Origin of the sequence: Massilia sp. BSC265 (assembly GCF_000740675.1) — a bacterium.
Lineage (GTDB): Bacteria > Pseudomonadota > Gammaproteobacteria > Burkholderiales > Burkholderiaceae_D > Telluria.
The window spans coordinates 412,645-438,489 of the sequence record NZ_JPXI01000029.1 but is presented as its reverse complement, the minus strand read 5'-3'; the positions used below and the strand labels follow the sequence as shown (position 1 = coordinate 438,489).

Genomic DNA, 25,845 nt, shown 5'->3' with positions numbered 1-25,845 from the left:
TCCTGTGGCATAATACGCCTCGCTTCGGGAGGTTAGCTCAGGGGTAGAGCACTGCATTCACACTGCAGGGGTCGCAAGTTCGAAACTTGCACTTCCCACCAGGAATTCACATGAGAAAGACGTCGATCGCGGGAGCGATCGACGTCTTTTTTGTTTTCAGGCCTGCCCCGTCGCATATGCCCTGAGGTCGGGCGTAATGGTCCAGGCGTACAGGGTCTTGTCGCGGAGCCGCACGATCTGCTCGGGCGGCCACTGCGCGCCCATATGGAAGTCGTGCGACACCACGCGGCTGCCCGGGCGCAGCTGGCGCCACAGCTGCGGCATCAGTTTCAGGTTCACCTCGAACAGCAGGTACAACATCACCACGGTGGCTGAACTGAAATCGGTCGAGAACAGGTCGGCCTGGCGAAAGCTGACCCGCTGCTCCACGCCCGCGCGCCGCGCATTCTCGCGCGCTTCGCGGATGCGCACCGGGTCGAGGTCGATCCCGATGCCGCGTGCGCCACGGCGCCGCGCCGCCTCGATCACGATGCGGCCGTCGCCGCAACCCAGGTCGTAGACCGTGTCGCCGCGGCCGACCCGTCCCAGGGCCAGCATGCGCCGCACCACGTCTGGCGGCGTGGACACATAAGGCACGGTCGGCAGCCGCACGGCGCAAGCGTGCGTCGGGAGGATCAGCGCGGGCGCCAGCGAGGCGCCGGCAAGGGCGGCCGTGCCCCGCACCAGGCTTCGCCGTAGTGGCGAGGCCGGAATGCCTGCGGCCGCAGCGGACGTGGATTGATGCTCGGTCACGGTGGCTTCCTGTTGGTGGAACGATAGCTGCAAGCTTACCCCATCCGCGCCGAGCAGGCGCGCCTTGAGATGTACGATGACTTGGCGACGCAAGCGCTGTGCCTGCGGCTTGTCGCTTGAGTTTCAGGGGCGGCTCTGCTATGTTCCACTGATGAGTCATCGTACAACCTCAGCAGGAACAACAATATGAGCATCCCTATCCATCACGGCGCCAGGCTGCGCAGCCTACTGGCCGGCCTGCTGGTCGTCGTGCCGGCGCTGGCGGCGCAGGCACAGCCAACCACGCTGCGTTTCAACTTCACGAACAAGGCCACGCCCGGCGCCGTCCAGGTCAAGTGGAACGAGCGCACCGGCGCGCCCCTGTACGACTCCGCCCGTGGCTACGGCTTCGTCGACCTGACCGGCGCCTTGCCCGCGCGCGCCGTGCACACGAGCGGCATTCGCAGCGACGGCAAGGGTTTCTTCATCAGCGAGCCGGCCTTCGAAGCGGAGAAGGGCTTCGAGAAGGACCATTACAACAACTTCGGCATGGCCTTCCGGATCAAGGCCGCCCCGGGCGCCTACGCGATCCGGGTCAGGACCACGTCCAGCGTCGACGATGCCATCGTCTCGGTTACCGGCATGCAGGCGAGCCGCCTGGCGCCCGGCGTGTTCTGGGACGCCGCCAGCCTGCTGCCCAACCGGACGGCGGTGTCGGCGCAGGGAAGGGAATGGAGCTACCGCTACGTCAACGGGCGCGGCTTCCTCGATATCGAAATCGAGCCGAGGCGGACCAACACGCCGGTCGGGATCGAGGAAATCGCCATCACGCCGATTGCCCCGAAGCCGAGGGCCGCCGGCACGCTGCCCACCATCTACACGCTGGGCGATTCCACCGTCAAGTCCTATACCTTCGACGAGGCACCGATGAGCGGCTGGGGCCAGGTCTTCGACAAGCTGTTCGACCCGCGCAAGGTGAGGGTGCTGAATTATTCGATGGGTGGCAGGTCATTCCGCAACGCCTATGCCGAAGGCCGGCTGAACGACCTGCTGATGGATGGCCACGTCGGCGACGTCGTGATGATCCAGTTCGGCCATAACGACGAAAGCCTCGACGAGGCGCGCCGCTTCGGACGCGGATCGACCGAGGCCATGGTCGAGACCTTCATTACCGAGTTCTACCTGCCGGCGATCCGCGCGCGCGGCATGCTGCCGGTATTCGTGACGCCCATGTCGCGGGTGAACGGCAATGCACGGCCCGGCGAACCCTACGTCAATTCCTTCACCAAGCGCCGCATCCCCGAGCTCTTGAAAAGGCTGGGCGCTGCGCATGGCGTCACGGTACTGGACCTGAACGCGGCCAGCCTGGACTATTACAACCAGGTGGGCAGCACCGGGATCATCCCGATGGTCATGGCGATCGAAGCCGGCGAGACGCCAGGCAAGACCAACGACGGCAGCTACGCCAACGGCCATCCGGCGAACAAGATCGACGGCACCCACTTCCGCGAGTCGCTGTCGAAGCAGTACGCGCGGATGGTCGTGGGCGAACTGGCGCGGCTGGCGGCGCAGGGCAACAAGCTTGCATCCGGCATCGCTGGCCAGCTCAGGACCGAGGTGCAGGCAGCGATCGCCTCCGGCGACTGGTCTGCGATCCATCCGGAGATCGCGCGCGACATCGTGGCCGGCGAGGACGCGTATTACCGCGACCAGATCGAGAAGCTGCTGCAGCTGGGCGCCTTGCGCACCGATGCGCAGGGCAGGTTCAATCCGCAGCAGACGATGGGGGTGCGCGAATTCGCCGCGGCGCTCGGCACCGTGATGCGGCTGCCCCAGGGCGCCCTGGCGCAATATGCCGACGGGCCGCTCTCGCGCGAACTGATGGGCGTGATCCTGCTCGACGCTTACCGGGCGCGCTTCACCGACAGGCCGGCATACATGACCGACTACAATGGCAAGACCGTGGTTCCCGGTGCGCCGGGCTACGACCCCAACCTCGACAGCGGCGCGCAGGGCGCGATGTACTACCCGCTGGTCGGCTGGGCGCGCCTGCTCGACACCGGCGAGGTGTCAGCCCAATACGTCGCCCGGCTGCGTGAGGCCTACGAACTCGGACTGCTCCGTTCGGAAGCGGGCATCGAGCGCGGCCGCATGGTCAACGGCCGCCTGCTGGAGCCGAAGGCCCTGGTGAGCCGCGCGAAGGCCGCCAAGGCCCTGTACTTCATGTGGGTGCTGGGGCAGCCGCCGAAAACGGAGAGCGATAATCCGGTTTGATATTGATGAATCTCAATAGAGACCGTATAATATGCGCACTCGGGAGGTTAGCTCAGGGGTAGAGCACTGCATTCACACTGCAGGGGTCGCAAGTTCGAAACTTGCACTTCCCACCAGGACATGAAAAGGCCCGCGACGGAAACGTCGCGGGCCTTTTTGCATCCGGCTCGGCGCCGGCGGCGCGCGATGCGCGCCGTCCGCAACACCTAAGCGTTCGCCTGTCCTTCGCGCAGCCAGCTGAACAGCACGGCCATCATGAAGGGACCCACGAACAGCCCGATCACGCCCATCGTCGACACCCCGCCCAGCAAGCCGAACAGCACGGCCAGGAAAGGCAGGTTGACGCGGTGGCCGATCAGTTTCGGCCGGATGAACTTGTCGACCATGAACAGCTCCACCGCGCCCCAGGTGAACAGGCCGAGCGCGGCGCCCGCATTGCCCTGGCCGAGCAGCAGCAGCGAGACCATGGTGAAGGAGAGCGGGGCGCCGCCCGGGATCAGGGCCAGGTAGCCGGTGATCACGCCCAGCAGCGCCGGTGCCGGGGCGCCGGCGATGTAGTAGGCCACGCCGAGAACGATCCCTTCGAGCACCGCGATCGAGCACAGGCCGAGCGCGGTGCCGCGCACCGACAGTGGCAGGATGCGGCGCAGGTTGGGGTAATGCTCGGGCAGCAGGCGCTCGCCGGCGCCGTCGACGTAGCGCACCACGGCCGGGCCGTGCAGGTAGAGGATGAACAGGGTCAGCAGGGTCAGGAACAGGTACAGTGCGTTGGCGAGGATCACCGAGCCCCAGAAGCGCGCAGCGCCGGTGAGGTGCGGCATGACGCCGCCCAGCGTGGTCTGGATCAGCGCATTCAGCCCGCCCGGCACGGCGAGATGCTCGTCCCACCAGGCGAGGATGCGTTCCGCGACCAGGGGAATCGCCTTGAGCCAGGCCGGCGCCGGCAATCCGACTTCGTTCAATTCGGCCAGCAGGCGCTGGATGCCGACCAGCTCGTTGCCGAGCGCCTTGACCAGGAGGAGCGAAGGGCCGACAAAGCAAAAAATGAGCAGTCCGAGCAGGACGCTGGCGCTGGCCATGCGCGGCAGTCCGCGCGCCTGCAGGCGCTCATGCAGCGGCCAGGTAATGACCGCCAGCAGGCCGGCCCAGGCCAGCGAGCCGAGGAAATGCTGCAGCAGCAGCGCCAGCGCGATTGCAAACAGCGCCGGCAGCACGAGTGACGAGTAGCGCATCCTGGCCCGGTCCCCTTTTTATGGTTTGATTGTCAGGCGTGCTGGAGCGCGGCAATACGCTCTTCGCACGACGGGTGGCTGCTGAACAGCGACATCACGCCGCCACCGGCGATGCCGGCTGCGGCCATGTTCTTCGGCAGCGCGCCGGGCGCAAACCCGCCCAGGCGGGCCAGCGCATCGATCATCGGGCGCGGCGTGCCCATGATCTGCGCGGCGCCGCGGTCGGCGCGGTATTCGCGCTGGCGCGAGAACCAGGCCACGATGATGCTGGCCAGGATACCAAACAGGATATCGCAAACGATGGCAGTGATGGTGTATGCGATGCCGGGACCGCTGCTTTCCTCGTCCTTGCGCAGGAAGCTGTCCACTGCATAGGCTACCACGCGGGCCAGGAAGATCACGAAGGTGTTGACCACGCCCTGGATCAGGGTGAGCGTCACCATGTCGCCGTTGGCGATATGCGCGACCTCGTGCGCCAGCACGGCCTCGACTTCGTCCTGCGTCATCGAGGCCAGCAGGCCGGTGGACACCGCCACCAGCGAGGCGTTCTTCGAGGCGCCGGTGGCGAAGGCATTCGGCTCGCCGTCGTACACCGCGACTTCCGGCATGGCGATGCCGGCGCGCTGGGCCTGGGCCGCAACGGTGGCCAGCAGCCAGGCTTCGGTGCCGTTCGAGGGCTGCCGGATCACGCGCGCACCTAGCGACCACTTGGCCATCGGCTTGGAGATCAGGAGCGAGATGAAGGCGCCGCCGAAGCCCAGCAGGCCGGCGAAGGCGAGCAGGGCCCCGAGGTTCAGGCCGTTGGCGGTAAGGAAGCGGTTCACGCCCAGCAGGCTGGCCGAAATGCCCAGCACCAGCATGATGGCGAGGTTGGTCGCGATGAGAAGGACGATGCGTTTCATGGTTCCGGTGTGCGTTGATCGATAGCGGCAGGACGGCCGGGCGGCCAGTCCTGCTCAGCCATAAGGATAACGCACCCGGCTGGTCCGGGAAAAGCGAAGAAATTCGAAACCTTACTTCAGGAATCTGGGAGTCACGCCCTCGACAGGGGTTTTTGCGGCCCTGCGGAAGGGCCGGGTGGTGCGGAAAACGGCTCAGCCGTGCAGGTCTTCGTCCTTGAGTGTGCCGTTGACGTACAGGCGCAGCAGGATGGCGACCGGCGGCGGAATCACGACGCCGGTCTCGAAGCGGCTGCCGCTGGACTGGGTGACGCCGAAGCGGCTCCAGAATTTCTCCTGGCTTTCGCGCTTGCGGATACGCAGGCGGCGCAGTTCGTGCGGCGCGGCCGGCCAGGGCGCGTTGTGGGCCACCTGCTGCGCCGCCAGGTCCATTACGCCGGTGTCCACACTGAATTCTTCACCCATCTTGCCAGCCATTGATTGTCCCTCTCGTTCGCCCATGTCAATCTCGCTTGCGGCCTGGTTGACCGCACCAAAGACCTGATCGTAGCCGGAAAGAGAGGCTCCAAGGCTCACGAAAAATCACGGAGATGCACTTTTTGTAAATTGAACTTTTGACACAGGAAACTTCCTGAAATGCTAGGCGGCACGGCGCTCGAGGCGAACCGCCAGGCGCTGGCGCCGTGCCAGTTGCCGCGCGAGGACGTGGTTGGGCGCCCGCTGTGGGAGGGACGCTGGTGGCGCGGCGCAGCCGCCATGGTCGACACGGTGCGCGGCGGCGTCGCGCAGGCTGCAAGCGGAGAGGTGTTCCGCTGCGACCTGGCGTATCTCGCCGCCGATTCCTTGGCCACGCTCCGGGCGGCCGCAGCGGCAGCGAAGACGGCAGCGTGACGGGGATAGGAGAAGGCCAACGGACGCGCAAACTCGGGTATGATCCGGAAGTTTCTTTCTGTTATCATTTTGAGATCCTACCTGCCCGGCGATGAATAACAAGACCGATCCGGCCAGCGCCGTTGCGAGCAGTTTCGCCGCGCGCGCCGTCAACCTCGTCAACTCCGGCCTGGTCGTGCTCGACGCCGGCCACGGCATCGTATTGTGGAACGGCTGGATGGTGCCGCGCTCCGGGTACGCGGCCGCGCGCGTGCGCGGCCGTTCGCTGTTCGACGTCTACCCCGAACTGCGCGGCTCGCGGGTGGAGTCGGCGGTGCTGGCGGCCTTGACCGAGGAGACCGGAACCACCATCCCGCCGTCGAGCGGCCGCGCCCCGTTTCCGCTGCGCGAGGCGGGCAGCTTCGACGGCGCTCGCATCGAACAGGCGGTGAGCGTCACGCCCTTCAGCGAAGGCGGCGAGCGTTTCTGCCTGATCGAGATCCGCGACGTCAGCGGCGCGAACGACCGCGAACGGCGCCTGCTCGACCATGCCGAATCGCTGCGCGCCCGTTCCTATGTGGATGGCCTGACCGGCATCGCCAACCGCCGCCACTTCGACGTCGCCCTCGACCGCGAGCTGCGCCGCGCCCAGCGCAACGGCGGCGCGCTGGCGCTGCTCTTGATGGACGTCGATTCCTTCAAGGCCTACAACGACCATTTCGGCCACCAGGAGGGCGACGCCTGCCTGACCGCGGTGGCGCAGGCTCTCGCTTTCATGTGCAAGCGGCCCGCCGACGTGGCCGCGCGCTATGGCGGCGAGGAGTTCGCGGCGATTCTGCCGGACACCACGGCGGAGCAGGCGCGCGCCCATGCGAACGCGATCCGCGAGCACGTGGCCTCGCTCGGCATGCCGCACGCGCCGGCGGCGCTGCGGCCCTACGTGACCCTCAGCATCGGAGTCGCCGCCTTCGAGCCCGAGCGCCTGGCCGAGCCGGCGCAGCTGATCGAGGCGGCCGACAAGGCATTGTATGCCGCCAAGCGCGGCGGCCGCGACCGGGTGGTGGTCGACGGCGACGTTCCGGTCGCCGCGTAGTGCAGCCGGCATCCTGCTTGTACAAGCCGCTTATTCCCCGCCGGAATCCTGTGGGACCTGTGGATCGCCGCAGCGCAAGCGCGCAGGCTTCCAGTAAAATTGACGTACGGAATCGAACCCCGGGCCCGGACGGTGTCACGGGCGGGCTTGCCGAACCCGTCGGATTCAATAGCGGCAAGACCGGCTTGCGTCGTGTACACTCGGATCGCCAGTCTTGCCGCTGCGCTGGTGCGGACACGAAGGGATTCCATTGCCTCCTATGCTGATCGGCCATTACCAACCATCGCTGGTGCTCCTCTCGATCCTGGCTGCGATCTTCGCCTCTTATACGGCGCTGAGCCTGGCGATGCGGGTCAAGCGCTCGCACGGCTACGCGCCGCATGCCTGGATGGCCGGCGGCGCCTTCGCCATGGGCAGCGGCATCTGGGCCATGCACTTCATCGGGATGCTGGCCTTCCGCCTGCCGATGCCGCTGGCCTACGACCCCTGGATCACCTTCATCTCCTGGCTGCTGCCCGTCATCGTGTCCGGCCTCGCGCTATGGCAACTGCGCCACCGCGAACTGGCCGGGCGCCACCTGGTCTGGGGCGCAATCCTGATGGGCCTCGGCATCAATGCCATGCACTACACCGGCATGGCGGGCATGCGCATGGATCCGGCTATCCGCTACGATCCCGTGTTGTTCCTGGCATCGGTGGCGATCGCCATCGGCGCTTCTGCCGGGGCCTTGTGGATCGGCTTCCGCCTCAACGAGAGTGTGCGCCACCCGCGCCTGGTGCAGCTGGGCGCTGCCATCGTCATGGGCGGCGCCATTGCCGGCATGCACTATACCGGCATGGCGGCGGCCCACTTCGACGCCGCCAGCGTCTGCCGTGCTGCCGACAACGGCGTCAACCAGGACCACCTGGCGATCCTGGTCGCGGTGGCCGCCTTCGCGGTGCTCAGTATCGCGCTGCTGGCGGCTGTCTTCGACACCCGCCTGGAGGCGCGCAACCGTACCCTGGCAGCCTCGCTCGAGACCGCCGCCGAGCGCCACGAACTATACCTGCGCGAGCAGAAGGCGCGGGTCGAGGCCGAGCACCTGAGCCAGCTGAAGGACGAGTTCCTGGCTACCCTGTCGCATGAGCTGCGCACGCCGCTGAACGCGATGCTGGGCTGGTCGCAGCTGCTGCTGCAGGGCTACCGCGACGAGGCGATGCTGCGCCGCGGCCTGGAGACCATCGAACGCAACGCGCGCGCCCAGTCGCAGCTGATCGAGGACATGCTCGACATGAGCCGCCTGATCGCCGGCAAAATTCGAGTAGAAGCAAGAGCCGTGACGCCGGCCGAGTTTGTCAATGCCGCGCTCGAGACCGCGCGTCCGGCGGCGCTCGGCAAGCAAATCCAGCTGGTGGCCGAGGTCGACTATGACGCCGGCCCGGTGCTGGGCGACCCCGGGCGCATGCAGCAGGTGATGTCGAACCTGGTGTCGAACGCCATCAAGTTCACCGAGTCGGGCGGGCGGGTGGCTGTCAGCGTGCGGCGCGAGGGCGACGAGGTCGCGATCGACGTGGCCGACTCGGGCATCGGCATCGATCCGGAGTTCCTGCCCTATGTGTTCGACCGCTTCCGCCAGGCCGATTCCTCGTCCGCGCGGCGCCATGGCGGCCTTGGGCTGGGCCTGGCCATCGCGCGCCAGCTGGTCGAGCTGCAGGGCGGCACCATCACGGTCGCCAGCGGCGGGGCGGGGCGCGGCGCCACCTTCACCGTGCACCTGCCAATCCACCAGGGCGGCCCCCTGGCCGAGCAGCAAGCGGCGCCGACGGCCGCCCTGGCCGAAGACGCTCTCGTCCCGGCCCACGGCAGCCTGGCCGGCTTGACGCTCCTGGTGGTGGACGACGAACGCGATTCGCTGGAGCTGGTACAGCAGGTGCTGTCGGAAACCGGGGCCCGGATCGTCACCGCGACCAGCGCCGGCGACGCGTTGCGCATGGCCGAGCGCCACCGTCCCGACCTCCTGATCAGCGACATCGGCATGCCCTTGATGGACGGCTTCGAGCTGATCCGGCACATCCGTGCCGAGCGCGACAAGAGCCTGGCCGGCGTACCGGCGATCGCGCTGACCGCCTTTTCGCGCCGCGAAGACCAGCAGCGTGCGCTGGAGGCCGGCTTCGACGAATACCTGGCCAAGCCGCTACGCCCGGCAGTGCTGCTGCAAACGGTGGTCGGGATGGCAGGGCGCGCAGCGCTGGGCGTCGGGTTGGCGGCGACGCCGCCCACGCGGTGATAGTTTGCAGAAAGATCATCCGGCGCGAAAACGAGCCGCTGGCGATCACCGCGTGGGCGGAATCCGAGACGGTATCTACCGGGCCGGCTGCCAGAACATGTCCGGCAGCACCAGATGCAACTGGGGCTTGCGTTCCTGTTCCTGGCCCTGGCCGATGGCCGAACCGTCGACACCCTCGACGATGAAGGCGCGGTTGCGGCCGGCTTCCTTGCCCTTGTAGAGCGCGCGGTCGGCCAGCGCGATCGCCTGCTCCCAGCCAAAAGCTTCGCCCGAACCCGCAGTGGCGTGGATCGGCAGCGGGACCGCGCCGGCGGTGGCGCTGACCTGCAGCGCCGTGCCGTCCTCCAGCACCACCGGCGCGCCGGCGATCGCGTTCAGGATGCGCTGCACCAGCAGGGGACGCTGGGCCTCGCTGACGCCCTGCGAATACACGAGGAATTCCTCGCCGCCCCAGCGCAGAACCATGTCCGACCCGCGCACCACCTCGTTCAGGCGGCGCCCAACCTCGACCAGCACCGCGTCGCCGGCGGCATGGCCGTGCTGGTCGTTGATGCGCTTGAAGTGGTCGATGTCGAGCAGGGTAAAGCAATCGTCCGAGGCCGCCTGCTTGGCGCGCATGCGGTCCACGAAAGAACGACGGTTGAACAGGCCGGTGAGCGGATCGTGCGCCGAGCGGTGCGCCAGCTCGGCGTTCAGCTCTGCCAGGCGCAGGCTGGTCCGCTGCGACTTCCGGTACAGCATGAACACGAAGCCGGACAGCAGCAGAGCGATGCCGGCGCCGAGCGAAGCCAGGGCCAGGCGCAGGTTGCGGTTGTCGATCTCGGCATCCTTGACCGCGTTCTCCTGGCGCAGGCGCTCGATCTGGGCCGCACGCTGCTTGGCGTTGAACTGTTCCTGCAGGGCGGCGAAAGCCTTGTTGCGGCGCTCCAGTTCGAGCGATTCCTGGATCTTCTCGCGCTCGCGCACCGTCTGCAGCGCCTGCTTGTGCAGGCCGGCCCGTTCCAGGGCCTCGCCTTTCTCGGCCAGGATGTTCGATACGGCCAGCATGGCGCCGGCCTTGCGCAGCTCCTGGGTGGTGCGGTCGATGTAGCCCGTTCCTTCCGTCATCCGGCCCTGGCCGAACAGGGCGAAACCCAGGTTGGCATAGACCATCTGGATGATGCTCTGGTCGGTCACCGCTTCGGACAGCGCGACCGCGGTCCGGGCGGCGTGTTCGGCCTCGACGTAGCGCTGGGCTCTCAGATATGCATCGGAGACGTTGCCCAGCACATTCGCCTCGATCCAGCGCAGGTCATGCTTGCGCGCCAGTACCAAGGCGCGCTCGAAAGCAGCGTGCGCCTGGGCCAGCTGGTGCAGCGTCACGTAGGCACGCCCGTCGAGGAAGTAGGTCAGGGCTTCGACCCGCGGCGGAAGCGCCGCGGCGGTGCGTGCTTCGCGGTAGGAACGCGTGGTCTCGAGTGCCTTGAGCGGGTTGCCGCTGTTGACGTACAAGCGCGCCAGCGCGAGGCGCACGTCGGCCTCGCGCGGGCTCCACAGGCTGGGCGTGTGCTGCACCAGTTCGAGTGCGCGCAGGTAGTGGGCCAGGGCGCGGTCGTGCTGGCCGGTGGCGTTGTAGATCGCGCCATAGGCCATTTCGGCATTGGCGGCGAACTCGGTATTGTGCTGATCGCGGTACTGGTTGTTAAGCCCTTCCAGCAAGGCCATCGCGGCGGGCGGGTCGTTGTCGTTCAGGCGCTTGTGCACCCGCCCGAGGCTGGCCAGCGCCACCTGCAGGGTATCGCCCTCGGCAGCGGCAAGCCGGATGATGCGCTCGTCGACCGCATAGCCGTCCGCCAGCCGGCCGGCGTCGAGGTGGATGCGCCGCAGGAGGCGCAGGTAGGCGACGTGGACGGGGTAGGGCGCCCCCACGGTGAACGCGGGCGCTTCTTGCAACAGGCGTGCGCGCGCATCGGGATTGCTGCGCTCGGCAGTTGGCCCAGTTCGCCCAGGCGCAGTTCAGCCGTGAGCGGTCCGGCATTGCCCGCGCGCACCCCAGGGGGCGCCGTGACGCACGCCAGCGCCAGCAGCAGGGCTGGCAGGCGCCGCCGCCTGGTGCGCACCGCCGAGTGGGATGCCTGTCGAGTCGTCATGGTGCGCAGCTGCAGAAATGGTCGGGAGGTGTGAAACGCGGCTGGGAGGACGCGCCGATCCGGGCCGCTGGGTGCGGCAACAGGACGATTATGTTCTGTTGACTTGTGGAAATCAAGCAATGGAGAGCGGCGGTGCTGTATATACGACGGCCGTCGTTTTTGAGTTGAAATAAAAGAATTGATCGGTTTTCATCACTTTACTTTGATTCCGACCAGCAATCTGGTGATAATGTCAGGTCTGCGGCTTTCGGCAGAGCAGGAGCGGCAGTAGGCGACAGTCGGTTCACGGGTCAGGCATGCGGTTTATCGGCCGGATGGCCAGCGCGCATGGCATACGGTGCAGCGCAAACACAAGACGCGGAACCAAACTATTTTTTGATTGGAGAACAAGTAGTGAGTCTTTTCAGAACCAAAAATCTTGACACGATGGTCGCGGCTGCCCAGAAGCCGGGCGGCCTCAAGAAAGTGCTTGGCCCGCTCGACCTGGTCATGATGGGCATCGGCGCCATCATCGGCACCGGCATCTTCGTCCTGACCGGTACCGGCGCCGTCACCGCCGGCCCGGCACTGACCCTCTCCTTCGTCGTCGCCGCGCTGGCCTGCGCGTTCGCCGCGCTCTGCTATGCCGAATTCGCCTCGAGCGTACCGGTGGCCGGCTCGATCTACACCTACAGCTACTTCACCCTGGGCGAAATCGTCGCCTGGATGATCGGCTGGGACCTGCTGCTCGAATACGGCCTTGCCACTTCGACCGTCGCGGTTGGCTGGTCGGGCTACTTCCAGTCCCTGATGGGCGGATTCGGCTTCGTGCTGCCGGAAGCGCTGCGGGCAGCGCCAGGCGCGCAGCCGGGCGTGGACACCGTGTTCAACCTGCCGGCCTTCCTGATCATGCTCTTCCTCACCTGGATCCTGTCGATGGGCGTGCGTGAGTCGGCGCGCATGAACAACGTCATGGTGGTCATCAAGACCGGCGTCGTGATCCTGTTCATCGTGGTCGGCATCGGCTACGTCAAGCCTGACAACTGGCAGCCCTTCATGCCCTTTGGCTTCGGCAGCGTGATGAGCGCCGCTGCCCTGGTCTTCTTCGCCTTCATCGGCTTCGACGCCGTCACCTCGGCCGCCGAGGAAGTCAAGAACCCGTCCAGGGACCTGCCGATCGGCATCCTCGGTTCGCTGGCGGTCTGCACCGTGCTGTACGTGATCGTCGCTGCCATCATGACCGGTATCGTGCCGTACATGAACTTCAAGGGCGTCGACCACCCGGTCTCGCTGGCCCTGCAGTATGCCGGCCAGAACTGGGTCGCCGGCTTCGTCGACCTGGCTGCGATCCTGGGCATGAGCACCGTGATGCTCGTGATGGCCTACGGCCAGACCCGCATCCTGTTCGCGATGTCGCGCGATGGCCTGCTGCCGGCCAAGTTGTCGGAAGTGCATCCGAAGTACGGCACCCCATACTTCGCCACCTGGATGGTCGGCATCGTGTTCGGCCTGATCGCCGCCGTGGTGCCGCTGGGCGTGCTGGCAGAGCTGGTCAACATCGGCACCCTGGCGGCGTTCTCGCTGGTCTCGGTGGCCGTGATCATCCTGCGCAAGAAGCGTCCGGACCTGCCGCGCGCCTTCCGTTGCCCGGGCGTGCCGGTCATCCCGGGGCTGGCCGTCGTGTTCTGCCTGACCCTGATGTCCTTCCTGAGCTGGCACACCTGGGTGGCCTTCCTGGTCTGGATCGCGATCGGACTGGCCGTGTACTTCCTGTATGCGCGCCAGCGCTCGCTGCTGAACAAGCAGTAATCGCGCGCCAGCAGCATCCCGGAACGCCCGGCCCCGCAAGGTGGCCGGGCGTTTCCGTTCCGGCGCGGGACCATCCGCCGTGTTAAGCTTGGCCCGACTCGCTGGCCCATCCCGGGCCGCGGCTTTCACGGAGACTGTTTCCATGAGCGCCATCGTGCTCGGCAAGGGCGACGCCCTCCTGATCGTCGACCTCCAGAACGACTTCCTTCCCGGCGGTGCGCTGGCCGTGCCGCGCGGCGACCTCGTCATCGCCCCGACCAACGCCCTCATCGACCTGTACCACGGGCGCGGCTTGCCCGTGTACGCCTCGCGCGACTGGCATCCGGAGGATCACTGCTCGTTCACGGCCCAGGGCGGGCCCTGGCCGCCGCATTGCGTGGCGGCCTCCGAAGGGGCCATGTTCAGCCAGGCCTTGCGCCTGCCCGAGGAGGCGATCGTGGTCTCCAAGGCCTTGAGCGCTGGCGAGGATGCCTATTCCGCTTTCAACGGCACCGGCCTGGCACGCAGCATGCTGGCCGACGGCGTCACCCGGCTGGCCGTGTGCGGCCTGGCGACCGACTACTGCGTGCTCAACACGGTGCTGGACGGGATCGACGCCGGCTTCCAGGTGCTGCTGGTGCCGGAGGCGACCCGCGCCGTCGAAGTGGCCCCCGGCGACCGCGACCGGGCCATTACGCGCATGCTGGCCAAGGGCGCGGTGCCGGTTCGGCTGTCCGCCGGCCAGCTGGTGGCCGACGTGGAGCTCGGTGCCCAGCCCTAGGCAATCTGACTGGCCATGCTATGCGCGCCAGCGTACGCTGCGGCCCGGCCGAAGGCCGTAGCCTGCCCTTGCTTGCTGGTTTCCTTGCCCGCCACCCGGCGGGCCGGTCCATCGGGAGGATTGCATGGCAACAGTCGGTGACTTTCTGCTCGAACGCCTGCGCCAATGGGGCGTGCGGCGCATCTTTGGCTATCCGGGCGACGGCATCAACGGCATCATGGCTGCCTTCGGGCGCCAGCAGGCCGTCGAGTTCGTCCAGACGCGGCATGAGGAGATGGCGGCCTTCATGGCCTGCGGCCACGCCAAGTTCACCGGGGAGGTGGGCGTGTGCCTGGCCACCTCGGGTCCCGGCGCGATCCACCTGCTCAACGGACTGTACGACGCCAAGCTCGACCACCAGGCGGTGGTCGCCATCGTCGGCCAGCAAAAGCGCGCCGCCCTGGGCGCACACTACCAGCAGGAAGTCGACCTGACGACCCTGTTCAAGGACGTTGCCGGCGAGTATGTGCAGATGGCGGCGTCGACCGGACAAGTGCGGCACCTGGTCGACCGAGCGGTGCGCATCGCGCTCAGCGAGCGCTGCGTTACCTGCATCATCCTGCCAAACGACCTGCAGGAAGAAGACGCAGTTCCATGCCCGCCGCGCGAGCACGGCTACACCTTCAGCGGCGTCGGTGCGGCCAGCCGTGCGCTCGTTCCACCCGAGGACGCGCTGCGTTGCGCGGCGGCCATCCTGAACGCCGGCAGCAAGGTGGCGATCCTGGCAGGCGCCGGCGCCCAAGGCGCGCACGACGAACTGGCCGAGGTGGCCGAGCTGCTCGGCGCGGGCGTGGCCAAGGCCCTGCTGGGCAAGGCGGTGCTGGCGGACGGGCTGCCCTTTGTTACCGGCTCGGTCGGCATCATCGGCACCCGGGCCAGCAATGCCATGCTGCAGGACTGCGATACCCTCCTGATGGTGGGGTCGAGCTTCCCGTATGCCGAATTCCTGCCGCCGGAAGGGCAGGCGCGCGCTGTCCAGGTCGACATCGACGGCCGCATGCTGGGCCTGCGCTATCCGATGGAGGCCAACTTGCAAGGGGATGCCAAGGCCACGCTGCGCGCCCTGATTCCCCATCTCGAACGCAAGCAGGACCGCTCCTGGCGCGAGCGGATCGAGCACGATGCCGCCGCGAGCCGCCGCGAGCTGCTCGACAAGGCGCTGGAACCGGCCACACCGGTCAATCCGCAGCGGGTGTTCACGGAGCTGTCGCCGCGCTTGCCGGACGGTGTGGTCCTGGCCGGCGATTCCGGCTCGGTGGCGGCCTGGTATGCGCTGCACCTGGAGGTGCGCCCAGGCATGCTGGCTTCGCTGTCCGGCACGCTCGCGACCATGGGCTCGGCCGTGCCCTATGCGCTGGCCGCCAAGCTCGCCCATCCCGATCGCCCGGTGATCGCGCTGGCGGGCGACGGCGCCATGCAGATGACCGGCATCAACGGCCTGATGTCGGTGGCCTGGCATTGGAAGCAACGAGGCTGGACCAACCCGGCCTTCGTCGTACTGGTGCTGAACAACCGCGACCTGAACTTCGTCACCTGGGAGCAGCGCGGCATGCAGGGCGAGCCAAAGTTCCAGCCCTCCCAGCAGTTGCCCGATTTCTCTTACGCCGAGTATGCCCGGATGCTCGGCCTGGACGGCGAGCGGGTCGACGACCCGGAGCAGCTGGGCGCCGCTTGGGAACGGGCCCTGGCGTGCGACAAGCCCTTCGTGCTGGAAGCGGTGGTGGATCCGAACATCCCGCCGCTGCCGCCGCAGACGGTCGAGCAGCAGCGCCGGCAATATGAGGAAGCGATCGCGAAGGGGGATGCCGAGGCAGGGGACGTGCGACGCGGCGCGGACGCGCAGGGTGGATCTTGACCAGTTGATAAGTTTTTTTCTGTCCTGCTTTTGTAATTTTGTAATCCCTATCTTACATACTCACAGCGCTGCTACCGATTTTGTGTAAATAGTTCAGGCTGGATAATGTTGCAATCGTCCCATGAGACTAACAACAGGGCGGCTCGAAAACCGCTGCGAGCGGCAGCACTGACGGTCGAGAAGCGCAGCTGTACAGGTGTACAGCGAGCATCGCAGACCGTTAGTGCAACGCGCAGTAGGTTTTCGAGGTGCCCGATACGATCCGAGACCATGAATTCGATGCTTTTAGAAGGCGCCACCAACGTCGCGGTACCCGGCGTTCCCGCCACCCGGGAACGCTCGAAGTCGCTGTACTTGTCGCTGTACGAGAATCCGCGCGCGCATGCGGACGAGGCGCGTGCCTATGTCGCCGACCAGATCGCCGCCGTGCAGGCGCTGCCGGTCGACCTGCCGTCCGATCCGTCGTCGAACCTCGCCGCGCTTGCGGCCTGGGTCGAGGAGCGTACGGATGCCGTCGGCGTCCAGTACCGCGAGTACCTCGCCGCACGCAAGAACGGCGCGCCGCGCCGCTACTTCACCTGCCGCGCCCACGCCCTGTACTTCATCAAGGCGGTGGCCCCGACCAAGCTGGTCGACGGCGCCTGGCTCTACGGCCTGCTCAAGCACTGGGACAACCCGGCCTACCATGAGCTGATCAAGACCTACCTCGAGGAACTCGGCGAAGGCGTGCCGGACAAGAACCACGTCACCATCTACCGCAAGCTGCTGGCCACCCACGGCTGCGAAGGCTGGGAGGGGCTCGACGACGAACATTTCGTGCAGGGCGCCATCCAGCTCGCGCTCGGCCACAACACCGAACACTTCCTGCCCGAGGTGATCGGCTACAACCTCGGCTACGAGCAGCTGCCGCTGCACCTGCTCATCACCTCGTACGAGCTGAACGAGTTCGGCATCGACCCGTATTATTTCACGCTGCACGTCACCGTCGACAACGCCGCCACCGGCCACGCGCAGAAGGCGGTCCAGGCCCTGAGGAAGCTGATGCCGCGCGTGGGCGACCGCGATGCCTTCTACCGTCGCGTGCTCGACGGCTACCGCCTGAACGACATCGGCACCAGCACCACCTCGAGCATCGCCGAGTTCGACCTGCAGGCCGAACTGGTGGACATCCTGGCCGCCAAGAGCGGTGTTGGCAAGAACATGCACTCGGATTACTGCCGTGTCGCGGGCCGCTCGGTCAACGACTGGCTGGCCTTGCCTTCGCAGATTCCGGACTTCCTGGCGGCGCTCGAGAAGGCGGGCTGGATCAAGCGCGGCGAAGAGGTCGAGCACAGCCGCTTCTGGCGCCTGGTGCACGGCGAGAAGGCCGAGATGTTCGGCGTCTTCAACGCTTACGAGCAGCAGGTGCTGCGCGACTGGATCATGTCGGCGCCCGACGGCAAGCGGGCAGAGGGACCACGGACCCTGACCTGGCGCGCACGCCAGCGCACCCTGGACAACCTGGGCCAGCAGCTCGACCGCAGCGCCGCTTTCCCGGAGCGCGGCCTGATCCGCCGCCATCCGCGCCTGGAGGCGCCCGACAACGAGCTCCGGCTGCTGGAGGAGCGAGTGGCTGCAGTCGCCGGCAAGCAGGAGGCGATGCAGCTGCTGGGGGGGCTGATGTCGCCCGAGATCCACCACACGGCGGTCGGCCTGATGGCCACCCGCATGTACACGCGGCTGTTCGAGGCCTGACCGCAAACCGCTTTTCCGCGTGCCGCGCCTGCGCTCGGCACGCTTACAACTATTACAAGGATCTACTCGTGCAAATCCTGGAACAGCGCTTCCTGCGTGGACCCAACGTCCACGCCGACTCTCCCTGCCTGCTGAGCGTGATCGACCTGCAGGACCTGTACGGCATTTCGTCGAAAGACATCCCCGGTTTCAACGATGCACTGCTCGCTGCGCTGCCTTCGCTGCAGGGCGAGCTGCTGCCGATCGGCCAGCGTGGCGGCTTCGCCCAGCGCCTGCGCGAAGGCACCTACCTCGGCCGCGTGATCGAGCAGGTGACACTCGACCTGCAGACGCAGGCCGATGCGCCAGCCAGCTACGGGCGCACGCGTCCCGTGTCGGGCCGTCCGGGCGTGTTTCGCATCGTCTGCGCCTATCAATCCGAGAAACTGGTCCAGCCGGCCTTCCAGCTGGCGGTGGACCTGGTGACGGCCCTCGGCCGCGGCGATGCCTTCGACCTGGCGCCGCGCCTGGACGAGCTGCGCGGCATTGCTGCGCGCCACGCCATCGGCACCAGCACCGCGGCGGTGCTGGCCGCGGCGCACGAGCGCGGCATCCCGACGCAGCGCATCACCGAGGACGCCAACCTGTTCCTGCTGGGCTGGGGCGTGAAGCAGAAGCGCCTGCAGGCCACCACCACCGGCGACACCAGCTTCATCGCAGTGAAGATCGCCAGCGACAAGCAGCTTACCAAGACCCTGCTCAAGGAAGCCGGCGTGCCGGTGCCGGAAGGCTCGGTGGTCTCGACCGTGGAGGACGCCTGCCGCGCCGCGGCCCGCATGAAGGCGCCGGTAACGGTCAAGCCGCTCGACGGCAACCAGGGCAAGGGCGTCACGGTCGACTGCCGCGACGACGAACAGGTGACGCGCGCCTTCGAGTTCGCGCGCCAGTATGGCCGCCGGATCATCGTCGAACGCTTCGTCGAAGGCCGCGACTACCGCGTGCTGGTCGCCGGCGGGCAGGTGGCGGCAGCCTCGATGCGCCGCCCGGCCCACGTGGTCGGCGACGGCGTCGCCACCGTGCGCGAACTGGTCGACCGCGAGAACCAGAACCCGGCGCGCGGCGCCGGCCACACCAACATCCTGACCAAGATCGCGCTCGACGACCATGCCGCCGACATGCTGCGCAAGCAGGGCTTCGAGGTCGATTCCGTGCTGCCGGTCGGCGTCACCGCCGAACTGCGCGGCAACGCCAACCTGTCCACCGGCGGCACCGCCGAGGACGTGACCGACCTGCTGCCGGAATCGACCCGCCTGCTGTGCGTGCGCGCAGCAAGCAAGATCGGCCTGGACGTGGCCGGCATCGACATCGTCTGCCGCGACATCGCGCTGCCCCTCGAGGCCCAGCGCGGCGCCGTCATCGAAGTGAATGCGGCGCCCGGCATCCGCATGCACCAGTACCCGAGTGCAGGCGAACCGCGCGACGCGGGCGACGCCATCGTGCAGGGCCTGATGGGCGATTCGGACGGTCGCATCCCGCTGATCGCGGTGACCGGAACCAACGGCAAGACCACCACCACGCTCCTGATCGCGCACACGGTGCGCCTGGCGGGAAAGGTGACCGGCGTGACCACGACCGAGGGCGTCTTCATCGACGGCAAGCAGGTCGCCAAGGGCGATTGCACCGGCTACTGGTCGGCGCGCACCGTGCTCGGCTCGCCCGATGTCGAGGTTGCGGTGCTGGAAACGGCGCGCGGCGGCATCCTCAAGCGCGGCCTGGCCTTCGACCGCTGTGACGTCGGCGTGGTGCTGAACATCGCCGCCGACCACCTCGGCCTGGACGGTGTGGACACGGTAGAAGACCTGGCCCAGGTCAAGGCGGTGGTGGCTACCTCGGCATCGCGCGCCGTCGTGCTCAATGCCGAGGATCCGCTGTGCGTGGCCATGGGGCGCCGGGCCAAGCCGGAAGCGGAGATCGTGTACTTCTCGATGGACCCGGAAAACCCGGTCTTCCTGCAGCACCTGGAAGACGGCGGACGCGGCGTCTACCTGCAGGACAATGCCGTGGTGGTCGCCGACGGCAACCTGCACCAGGAACTGGTGCGGGTCGAAAGCATGCCGGTCGCTTTCGGCGGCCGCGCCCGCTTCAATATCGCCAACAGCCTGGCAGCGGCGGCGGCCCTGATGGCTGCCAGCTTCACCAACCTGCAGATCGCCACCGGCCTGTCGACTTTTGTGTCGAACGGCCGCACCAATCCGCTGCGCACCAACATGTTCGACATCCGCGGCGTGACCGTGATCGTCGACTATGCGCATAACCCGGCTGCCTACAAGGCGATGGCCGAGATGGCGCGCGCCTTGCTGCCGGGACAGCTGGTTGGCATCGTCACCGCGCCGGGTGACCGCCGCGACGAAGACCTGCGCGATGTCGGGCGCGTGTGCGGCGAACGCTTCGACGAACTGGTGGTCTACGAGTCGCAGAGCCGCGGGCGCGAGGTGGGCGAGGCGGTGGACTTGATCCTCGGCGGCGCGGAAGAAACGGCCGGGATGAGCGACACGCTGCACCGCGTGATCGACGTGGGCGAGGCGATCCGCCACGGACTGAGCCTGTGCCAACCGGGCGATGTGCTGGTATTCGCCTGCGGTTCTTCGCTGCAGGTGTTCGTGGACGCGCTGCGGGTGAACGACCCGGAGAGTGCGGACCTGGTGGCCGCGCAGGTGTGATCGTCGCTGTTGTAGGGTGGGCAGGGTAATGCCGGGCAATGCCCGGGATGACAAACGCCCACGCGGTGATAGTTAAGATACGAAAATCGTACGGGCTGCAGTACTGTGATTTGACCGCGTGGGCGGGAGACCCGCCCACCCTACGGATGAGCGGCGCCTCTTAAGTGACCGGCATTAGCCTGCGGGCCGCTTCTTTTTCAGGCTGTCAGAAGAAGAACTGCAGCGCCAGGGTGAAGACGTTCGGCTTGAGCACGCTCGGCTTGTCCCTGGGCAGGCGCTCGTACTCGACCGTGACGGCGGCGTTCGGGGTAATCGAATACTGCAGGCCGAAGGCGCCGTAGGCGCCGGTTTCGCTCTTCTTGCCGAGCGCGCTGGGCGCCGGAGGAGGCAGGGCCGGACGGCGGGTCTGCGCCACGCCGACCTTGCCGTAGGCGCTCAGCTTGTCGGTCAAGGGGATGCTGGGCTTGACGGCGATGTACATGCCGTAGCCGTTCTTCAGGTCGACGGCGCCGCCCTCGACCGCCAACTGCTTGCCGAACTGGACACCGCCGAACACCTTGGGGCTGGCCTTGGTCGCTGCGCCGACATAGTCGACGCCGGAGACGCCGACTCCGGCATAGGCTTGCGGCGTGCCGCGCACCGGCTCGACAGCCTGGGCGCCGCCCGCGAATGCCATGCCTGCGAAGAGAACAGCCAACACTTTCTGCATACCTTTTCCTTCCGAATTCGATCCGGTCCACTGTCGTGAGCAGCGGGCCAGGTTACGGATGAGCAAGGTATCAGTTGAACGAGCGCATTAACATAGCAATTTGTAACGAAATGCAAAAGTCGGACGGATAAATGGCCAAGAGATCATCAATTTAAGACCAGCTTAAGAAAAAGCGCCCGGTGCAGGGCGCTTTTCGTGCGGAGACAGGGAGGAATCAGATCGCTTCTGCCTCGATCCTGCGCGCCAGCTCCGGCTTGTCCGGACGCAGCGCATCGGTCAGTTCCGACAGCGTGGTGCCGCAGCCGAACACCAGCACGTCGCCCGGCTGGCACAGCGACAGCCCGTGTCGGATCGCCTGGTGCGAGGCCAGGACGACGCTGAGCGAATCGTCGGCCAGCTTGCCCAGCTTGGCGCCGCGCACCAGCAGCGCGGCGGTTTCGCCGTCGGGGCGCCCGCGGTTCTCGGTCTCGAACACCACCAGGTCATCGAATCCGGCCGCACAGGTGCGCCCGATGTCGACCAGGTCGGCGTCGCGGCGGTCTCCGGGCGCCGCCACCACGCCGACCAGGCGGCCGGGCGTCATGGCGCGTGCGCTCTCGGCCAGCGCTGCGTAGGCGGCGCAGTTGTGCGCATAATCGACGATCACGGTGACGCCATCGACGTCGAACACGTTCGAGCGCATCGGGTTGTGCTTGGCGTCGGACACGAAGCTGCGCAGGCCGTCCGCGATCTCGAGGTTACCGAAGCCGTGGGCGGTAAGGGCGGCGGCCGCCGCCAGCGCGTTGGCGATGTTGTAGCGCGCCGCGCCGCCAAGCGAAACCGGCATCTCGCGCGCGTCGACCAGCGCCTCGTGGCGGGCGCCGTTGGCCAGCACCAGGGTCATGTTCTGCGCGTTGTCCTGCAAGTAGACGGCGCGGCCGCCATTTTCCAGGTGGCGCAGCAGGGTCGGGTTGTCGGCGTCCAGGGAGAAGTAGATCACTTCCACGCCGTCGCGCAGCTCGTCGGCCATTGCCACGCAGTAGTCGTCCTCGGCATTGAGCACGACGGCGCGCGAGGCACGGTGGGCCACCACCGCCTTGACTTTGGCCAGGTCGTCGAGGGTCTCGACGCCGTCCAGGCCCAGGTGGTCGCTCGAGACGTTCAGCACCACCGATACGTCGACGCGGTCGTAGGCCAGGCCGCGCTTGAGGATGCCGCCGCGCGCCGTCTCCAGCACCGCGAAATCGACCTCCGGGCTCGAGAGCACGCTGCGCGCGGAGCGGTAACCGGTACAGTCGCCCTTCGTGGTGAGAACGCCGTCGACATACACGCCTTCGGTGGTCGTCACGCCGGTTCGCAGGCCGCTCTGGCGCACGGCATGGGCGATCAGGAGCGAGGTCGTGGTCTTGCCGTTGGTGCCGGTGATGGCCACGGTCGGGATGCGCCCGTCGCATTCGCCGAACAGCGCGTCGACGATGGCCGCGCCGGCATCGCGCGGCGTACCGCGGCTCGGGTACTGGTGCATGCGGATGCCGGGCGCCGCGTTGACCTCGATGATGCCGCCCTTCTGCTCGCGCAGGGGCCTGGAGATGTCCTGGCAGACGATGTCGATGCCGGCGATGTCCAGGCCGATGGTGCGCGAGGCACGGATGCAGATGTCGCGCGTTTCTTCCGGCAGCAGGTCGGTCACGTCCTCGGCGGTGCCGCCGGTGGACAGGTTGGCGTTGCCGCGCAGGTCGGCCGTCACGCCGCTGGCGAGCACGGTGTCGAAGGTGTAGCCCTGCTTGGCCAGGGTTTCCTCGGCCAAGGCATCCATCGGGATCTTGGTGAGGATGTTGGTGTGGCCTTCGCCGCGCGCCGGGTTGCGGTTCTCTATCTCGACCAGTTCGCGGACCGTCGCCTGGCCGTCGCCCACCACGCAGGGCGGACGGCGCCACGAAGCGGCGGCCACCTTGCGGCCGGTGACCAGCACGCGGTAGTCGCGGCCCTGCAGGTGTTCCTCGACAATGATTCTCCGGCCATACTTGCGGGCGTGGGCGAAGGCGCGGGCCACTTCTTCCGGCGTGCCGCAGTTGGTGGTCACGCCCTTGCCCTGGTTGCCGTCGAGCGGCTTGACGGTGGCCGGGCCGGACAGGCGGCGGGCGGCGCGCAGCGCTTCCTGCTCGGTGGAGACGACGCTGCCCGCTGGGACCGGGACGCCGGCCACCTCCAGCAGCGCCTTGGTCAGCTGCTTGTCGCTGGCGATGCCGACGGCGATCGAATTGGTGGCGCCGGTGATCGTTGCTTGAAGCCGTTTTTGGCGGCTGCCCCAGCCGAGCTGGAACAGGTTGGCCTCGTCGGTCAGGCGCAGGGCCGGGATGCCGCGCCGCAGGGCCGCCTGCACCACGGCATTGGTGCTGGTGCCGATCGCATAATCCTCGGCAATCTCGTGCAGCTCTTGCACGGCCTTGCCCAAGTCGTAGGGGCGGTCGTGCGCTGCCGCCTGGACCAGATCGACCGCCACCCGCAGGGCGGCCTCGGCCACCTGCTCGGTGCCGTAGCCGCAGACGACGCGGCGGGTACGCGGGGCGCCGGCCACGGCCAGGGTGGCGCCGAAGCTGCCGGGTGCGCCGGCCAGGCGCTGCAGTTCCATGACCACCGGCTCGATCGCCTCGACCAGCAGGGCGTCGTCCGCCAGGCGCACGGCGGCGTCGGGCGGCAGGGCGGGCAGCAGGTCGAACAGGCGCGCCGCGAAACCCGCGTATTTGCCAGATTCGTTGGTGATACCATCGTCGATGACTGCCATCAGGCAGGGGCTGGCGGCGTACAGATTCGGGCCACGCAGCAGGCGTTTTTCCTTGATCTTCATGAAAGCGGGTTCCGTTTCGTTACATTTTCCAAAAAATCGAGCAGCGGCGGCGGCAGGCCCTTGCCGGGCTCGGTTGCGCCCGTGGGCAGCTGGTAGCTGCTGCCGGCCGGTAGCAGGTGCAGGCGCACGTCGATCAGTTCCGGCGTGTCGCGGTCCTTGATGTCGGCAACGTTGGTGATCATGGTGCGTCCGTCGACGATGGTCACGGCGCCCTGGCCGAGCACCTCGATGCCGACGCCGATATCGACCACCAGGGCGGTGTCCTCGTCGATGCCGATACCTTGCAAATAGGGGTTCTGCGCGACGACGCTGAGCAGGCGCGAGAGTCGCTGCCGCTCCGAGAAATGCTGGTCCACCACCACGCGGTGCAGGAAGCCGAGGCCGGCGCCCAGGCTGACCGATCCTTTTTCCGGGTGCAGCTCGACGCGGCCGGTGGCCAGCATGTGGCCGGACATGGCGGAGGCGCCAGCGCTGGTGCCGCCGATGGTCACGCCGCGCACCTTCAGCGCGACATGCATCGCGGCGTCGAGGGCGCTGCCGCCGATCAGGGCCAGCAGGCGCTTCTGGTCGCCGCCTGTCATGAAGATGCCGGTGGCGTCGTCGACCTGGCGCACGAACGCCTCGCTGTTGGCGTCCTGGCGGCTCTCGATCATCAGGTGACTGCGCCGCGTCACGCCGAGCGTGCCGAAAGCCTCGTCGTAGATGCTCCACATCTCGTCCGCGATGGTGCTGGCCGCGGTGATCACGACAATGTTCGCCTCCGTGCCGCCGGCAAGCTCGACGAAACGCTTCAGGATTTCCATGTCGTGCTTGCGGTCCTCGCCGCCGCCGATGATGACGAGGTGGCCGTTTCTGTATTGGTGTTCGCTCATCGTTGGGTCATTTTGGAATAGGGCATGCCCTGGTTGTCATAAGATGCGGCCTCGGTGCGGGTGACGCCGATCAGTCCTACTTCCACGTTCTTGTCGAACAGGTCGACGCCGCGCTTGAGTGCTTCGTCGAGCGCCATCCCGTGTTCGATCCAGCCGTAGACGGTGCGCGCCAGCAGATGGCGAATGATGTGTTCGCCGACGCCGGTTGCGGCGATGGCGCCGAGCGAACCGGCATAGAAGCCGCTGCCGATGATCGGACTGTCGCCCACCCGGCCCAGCAGGCTCGGTGCCGAGCCGCCGGTGGAGACGGCCACCGCGAAGTGACCGCTTGGGTCGCGCACCACGGCGCCGACCGTGTCGCAGGCACGCGACTTGGGCAGCTGCAGCGGTGTCTTGTAGTTCCAGAGGCGCTCGAACATGCGGTTGTCGACGCCGGGCATTGCCGGGACCGAGCCGGCCAGTTCTTTCATCAGCTCACGATGCTGGGCACGCTGGTGCTCGGAAATCGGCGCGCCGCCCGGGATGCCGACCGAGCGTGCGAAGCGCTGCGCGCCTTCGCCGGCCAGCATCACGTGCGGCGTGTCCGCGATGGCGCGCGCCAGCTTGACCGGGTTCTTCACGTCGCGCACGCAGGCGACCGTACCGAGGCGCCCGCGGGTGTCCATGATCGCGGCATCCATCTCGATGGTTTCGCCATCGAGGCCGAGCGAAGAACCGCTGCCGGCGTTGAAGCGGCCGTCGTCCTCGAGCGTGGTGACGGCGAGGATGGCGGCATCGAGGGCGTCGCCGTTGGCTTCCAGTTGCGCCAGCGCGCGGCGCGCGGCCAATACGCACCCGTCTTCGTTTTCCTTCGGTGCGCCTGCGCCGCCGTGCACGACGACCGCGCCAGCCTGTTGGGGATTGCTCATGGGGTTCGTGGTCCTTGGTATTGTGCGTTGCAAGATGCGCGTTGTTGTCACGCGGTTAATTCCAGCATTATCCGCACGGGCGTGCGTGCACCAAATCGGTACAGTTGCCGTGCTTGTGTA

The 25,845-nt window shown here is 67.2% G+C and carries 18 protein-coding genes and 2 tRNA genes; 11 read left to right on the top strand and 9 right to left on the bottom strand.

From position 1 onward, the window contains the following. Positions 1 to 26 precede the first annotated feature (26 nt). Positions 27 to 101, top strand: a tRNA-Val gene (locus MA09_RS09105). Between the two features lie 55 nt (positions 102 to 156). On the opposite strand, the gene MA09_RS09100 is transcribed toward MA09_RS09105, so the two are convergent. Beyond that, positions 157 to 792: a class I SAM-dependent methyltransferase gene (locus tag MA09_RS09100; RefSeq protein WP_081897526.1), complete on the bottom strand. Its 636-nt coding sequence runs from the start codon at positions 790 to 792 to the stop codon at positions 157 to 159. A 186-nt stretch (positions 793 to 978) separates the two neighbouring features. Between MA09_RS09100 and MA09_RS09095 the strand changes: the two genes are divergently transcribed. Beyond that, positions 979 to 3,045, top strand: coding sequence for a GDSL-type esterase/lipase family protein (locus MA09_RS09095; RefSeq protein WP_051933306.1), 2,067 nt, complete (start codon positions 979 to 981; stop codon positions 3,043 to 3,045). Between the two features lie 41 nt (positions 3,046 to 3,086). Next, positions 3,087 to 3,161, top strand: a tRNA-Val gene (locus MA09_RS09090). A gap of 90 nt (positions 3,162 to 3,251) precedes the next feature. On the opposite strand, the gene MA09_RS09085 is transcribed toward MA09_RS09090, so the two are convergent. The 3 genes from MA09_RS09085 to MA09_RS24845 all read right to left on the bottom strand — a co-directional run bounded on the left by MA09_RS09085 (position 3,252) and on the right by MA09_RS24845 (position 5,608). Further along, positions 3,252 to 4,277, bottom strand: coding sequence for an AI-2E family transporter (locus MA09_RS09085; RefSeq protein WP_036247063.1), 1,026 nt, complete (start codon positions 4,275 to 4,277; stop codon positions 3,252 to 3,254). A gap of 32 nt (positions 4,278 to 4,309) precedes the next feature. Continuing rightward, positions 4,310 to 5,179, bottom strand: coding sequence for a protease HtpX (gene htpX / locus MA09_RS09080; protein WP_036247061.1), 870 nt, complete (start codon positions 5,177 to 5,179; stop codon positions 4,310 to 4,312). Between the two features lie 192 nt (positions 5,180 to 5,371). Then, entirely contained in the window at positions 5,372 to 5,608 is a 237-nt protein-coding gene (locus tag MA09_RS24845; protein ID WP_051933343.1) for a DNA-binding transcriptional regulator, read from the bottom strand. Between the two features lie 204 nt (positions 5,609 to 5,812). Here MA09_RS24845 and MA09_RS09070 point away from each other — a divergent pair, with 204 nt between their 5' ends. From MA09_RS09070 to MA09_RS23665, 3 genes are all read left to right on the top strand, one after another. Next, positions 5,813 to 6,067, top strand: a complete 255-nt coding sequence (locus MA09_RS09070) for a hypothetical protein (RefSeq protein WP_036247057.1) — start codon at positions 5,813 to 5,815, stop codon at positions 6,065 to 6,067. A 91-nt stretch (positions 6,068 to 6,158) separates the two neighbouring features. After that, the gene (locus MA09_RS09065; RefSeq protein WP_036247055.1) at positions 6,159 to 7,139 is read left to right on the top strand and encodes a GGDEF domain-containing protein; all 981 of its coding nucleotides are present in this window, start codon (positions 6,159 to 6,161) and stop codon (positions 7,137 to 7,139) included. A 259-nt stretch (positions 7,140 to 7,398) separates the two neighbouring features. Beyond that, complete coding sequence (locus tag MA09_RS23665) at positions 7,399 to 9,405, top strand: MHYT domain-containing protein (protein WP_051933305.1); 2,007 nt, start codon at positions 7,399 to 7,401, stop codon at positions 9,403 to 9,405. 75 nt (positions 9,406 to 9,480) lie between these two features. Here MA09_RS23665 and MA09_RS09055 read toward each other — a convergent pair whose 3' ends face one another. Continuing rightward, positions 9,481 to 11,337 carry a GGDEF domain-containing protein gene (locus MA09_RS09055; RefSeq protein WP_229440634.1) on the bottom strand — a complete coding sequence of 619 codons (1,857 nt, stop codon included), beginning with the start codon at positions 11,335 to 11,337 and terminating at the stop codon, positions 9,481 to 9,483. 590 nt (positions 11,338 to 11,927) lie between these two features. Here MA09_RS09055 and MA09_RS09050 point away from each other — a divergent pair. The 5 genes from MA09_RS09050 to cphA (MA09_RS09030) all read left to right on the top strand — a co-directional run bounded on the left by MA09_RS09050 (position 11,928) and on the right by cphA (MA09_RS09030) (position 20,409). After that, positions 11,928 to 13,322: an amino acid permease gene (locus MA09_RS09050; RefSeq protein WP_307183553.1), complete on the top strand. Its 1,395-nt coding sequence runs from the start codon at positions 11,928 to 11,930 to the stop codon at positions 13,320 to 13,322. Positions 13,323 to 13,464: 142 nt separating this feature from the next. Then, positions 13,465 to 14,082, top strand: a complete 618-nt coding sequence (locus tag MA09_RS09045) for an isochorismatase family protein (RefSeq protein WP_036247051.1) — start codon at positions 13,465 to 13,467, stop codon at positions 14,080 to 14,082. A gap of 124 nt (positions 14,083 to 14,206) precedes the next feature. Then, positions 14,207 to 15,976 (top strand): thiamine pyrophosphate-requiring protein, encoded by a 1,770-nt coding sequence (locus MA09_RS09040; RefSeq protein WP_036247049.1) that lies wholly within the window; start codon positions 14,207 to 14,209, stop codon positions 15,974 to 15,976. A gap of 270 nt (positions 15,977 to 16,246) precedes the next feature. Then, the gene (locus MA09_RS09035) at positions 16,247 to 17,710 is read left to right on the top strand and encodes an iron-containing redox enzyme family protein (RefSeq protein ID WP_152594603.1); all 1,464 of its coding nucleotides are present in this window, start codon (positions 16,247 to 16,249) and stop codon (positions 17,708 to 17,710) included. A gap of 68 nt (positions 17,711 to 17,778) precedes the next feature. Beyond that, positions 17,779 to 20,409, top strand: coding sequence for a cyanophycin synthetase (gene cphA, locus MA09_RS09030; RefSeq protein ID WP_036247045.1), 2,631 nt, complete (start codon positions 17,779 to 17,781; stop codon positions 20,407 to 20,409). Between the two features lie 205 nt (positions 20,410 to 20,614). On the opposite strand, the gene MA09_RS09025 is transcribed toward cphA (MA09_RS09030), so the two are convergent. The 4 genes from MA09_RS09025 to MA09_RS09010 all read right to left on the bottom strand — a co-directional run bounded on the left by MA09_RS09025 (position 20,615) and on the right by MA09_RS09010 (position 25,725). Further along, a complete protein-coding gene (locus MA09_RS09025) occupies positions 20,615 to 21,118 on the bottom strand; it encodes an outer membrane beta-barrel protein (protein ID WP_036247044.1) in 504 nt (167 codons plus the stop codon). A gap of 214 nt (positions 21,119 to 21,332) precedes the next feature. Continuing rightward, positions 21,333 to 23,945 (bottom strand): cyanophycin synthetase, encoded by a 2,613-nt coding sequence (gene cphA, locus MA09_RS09020; RefSeq protein WP_036247042.1) that lies wholly within the window; start codon positions 23,943 to 23,945, stop codon positions 21,333 to 21,335. After that, the gene (locus tag MA09_RS09015) at positions 23,942 to 24,817 is read right to left on the bottom strand and encodes a cyanophycinase (protein ID WP_036247039.1); all 876 of its coding nucleotides are present in this window, start codon (positions 24,815 to 24,817) and stop codon (positions 23,942 to 23,944) included. Before MA09_RS09015 ends, cphA (MA09_RS09020) begins: the two co-directional genes overlap by 4 nt. Continuing rightward, complete coding sequence (locus MA09_RS09010) at positions 24,814 to 25,725, bottom strand: isoaspartyl peptidase/L-asparaginase (protein ID WP_036247037.1); 912 nt, start codon at positions 25,723 to 25,725, stop codon at positions 24,814 to 24,816. Before MA09_RS09010 ends, MA09_RS09015 begins: the two co-directional genes overlap by 4 nt. Positions 25,726 to 25,845: the final 120 nt, after the last annotated feature.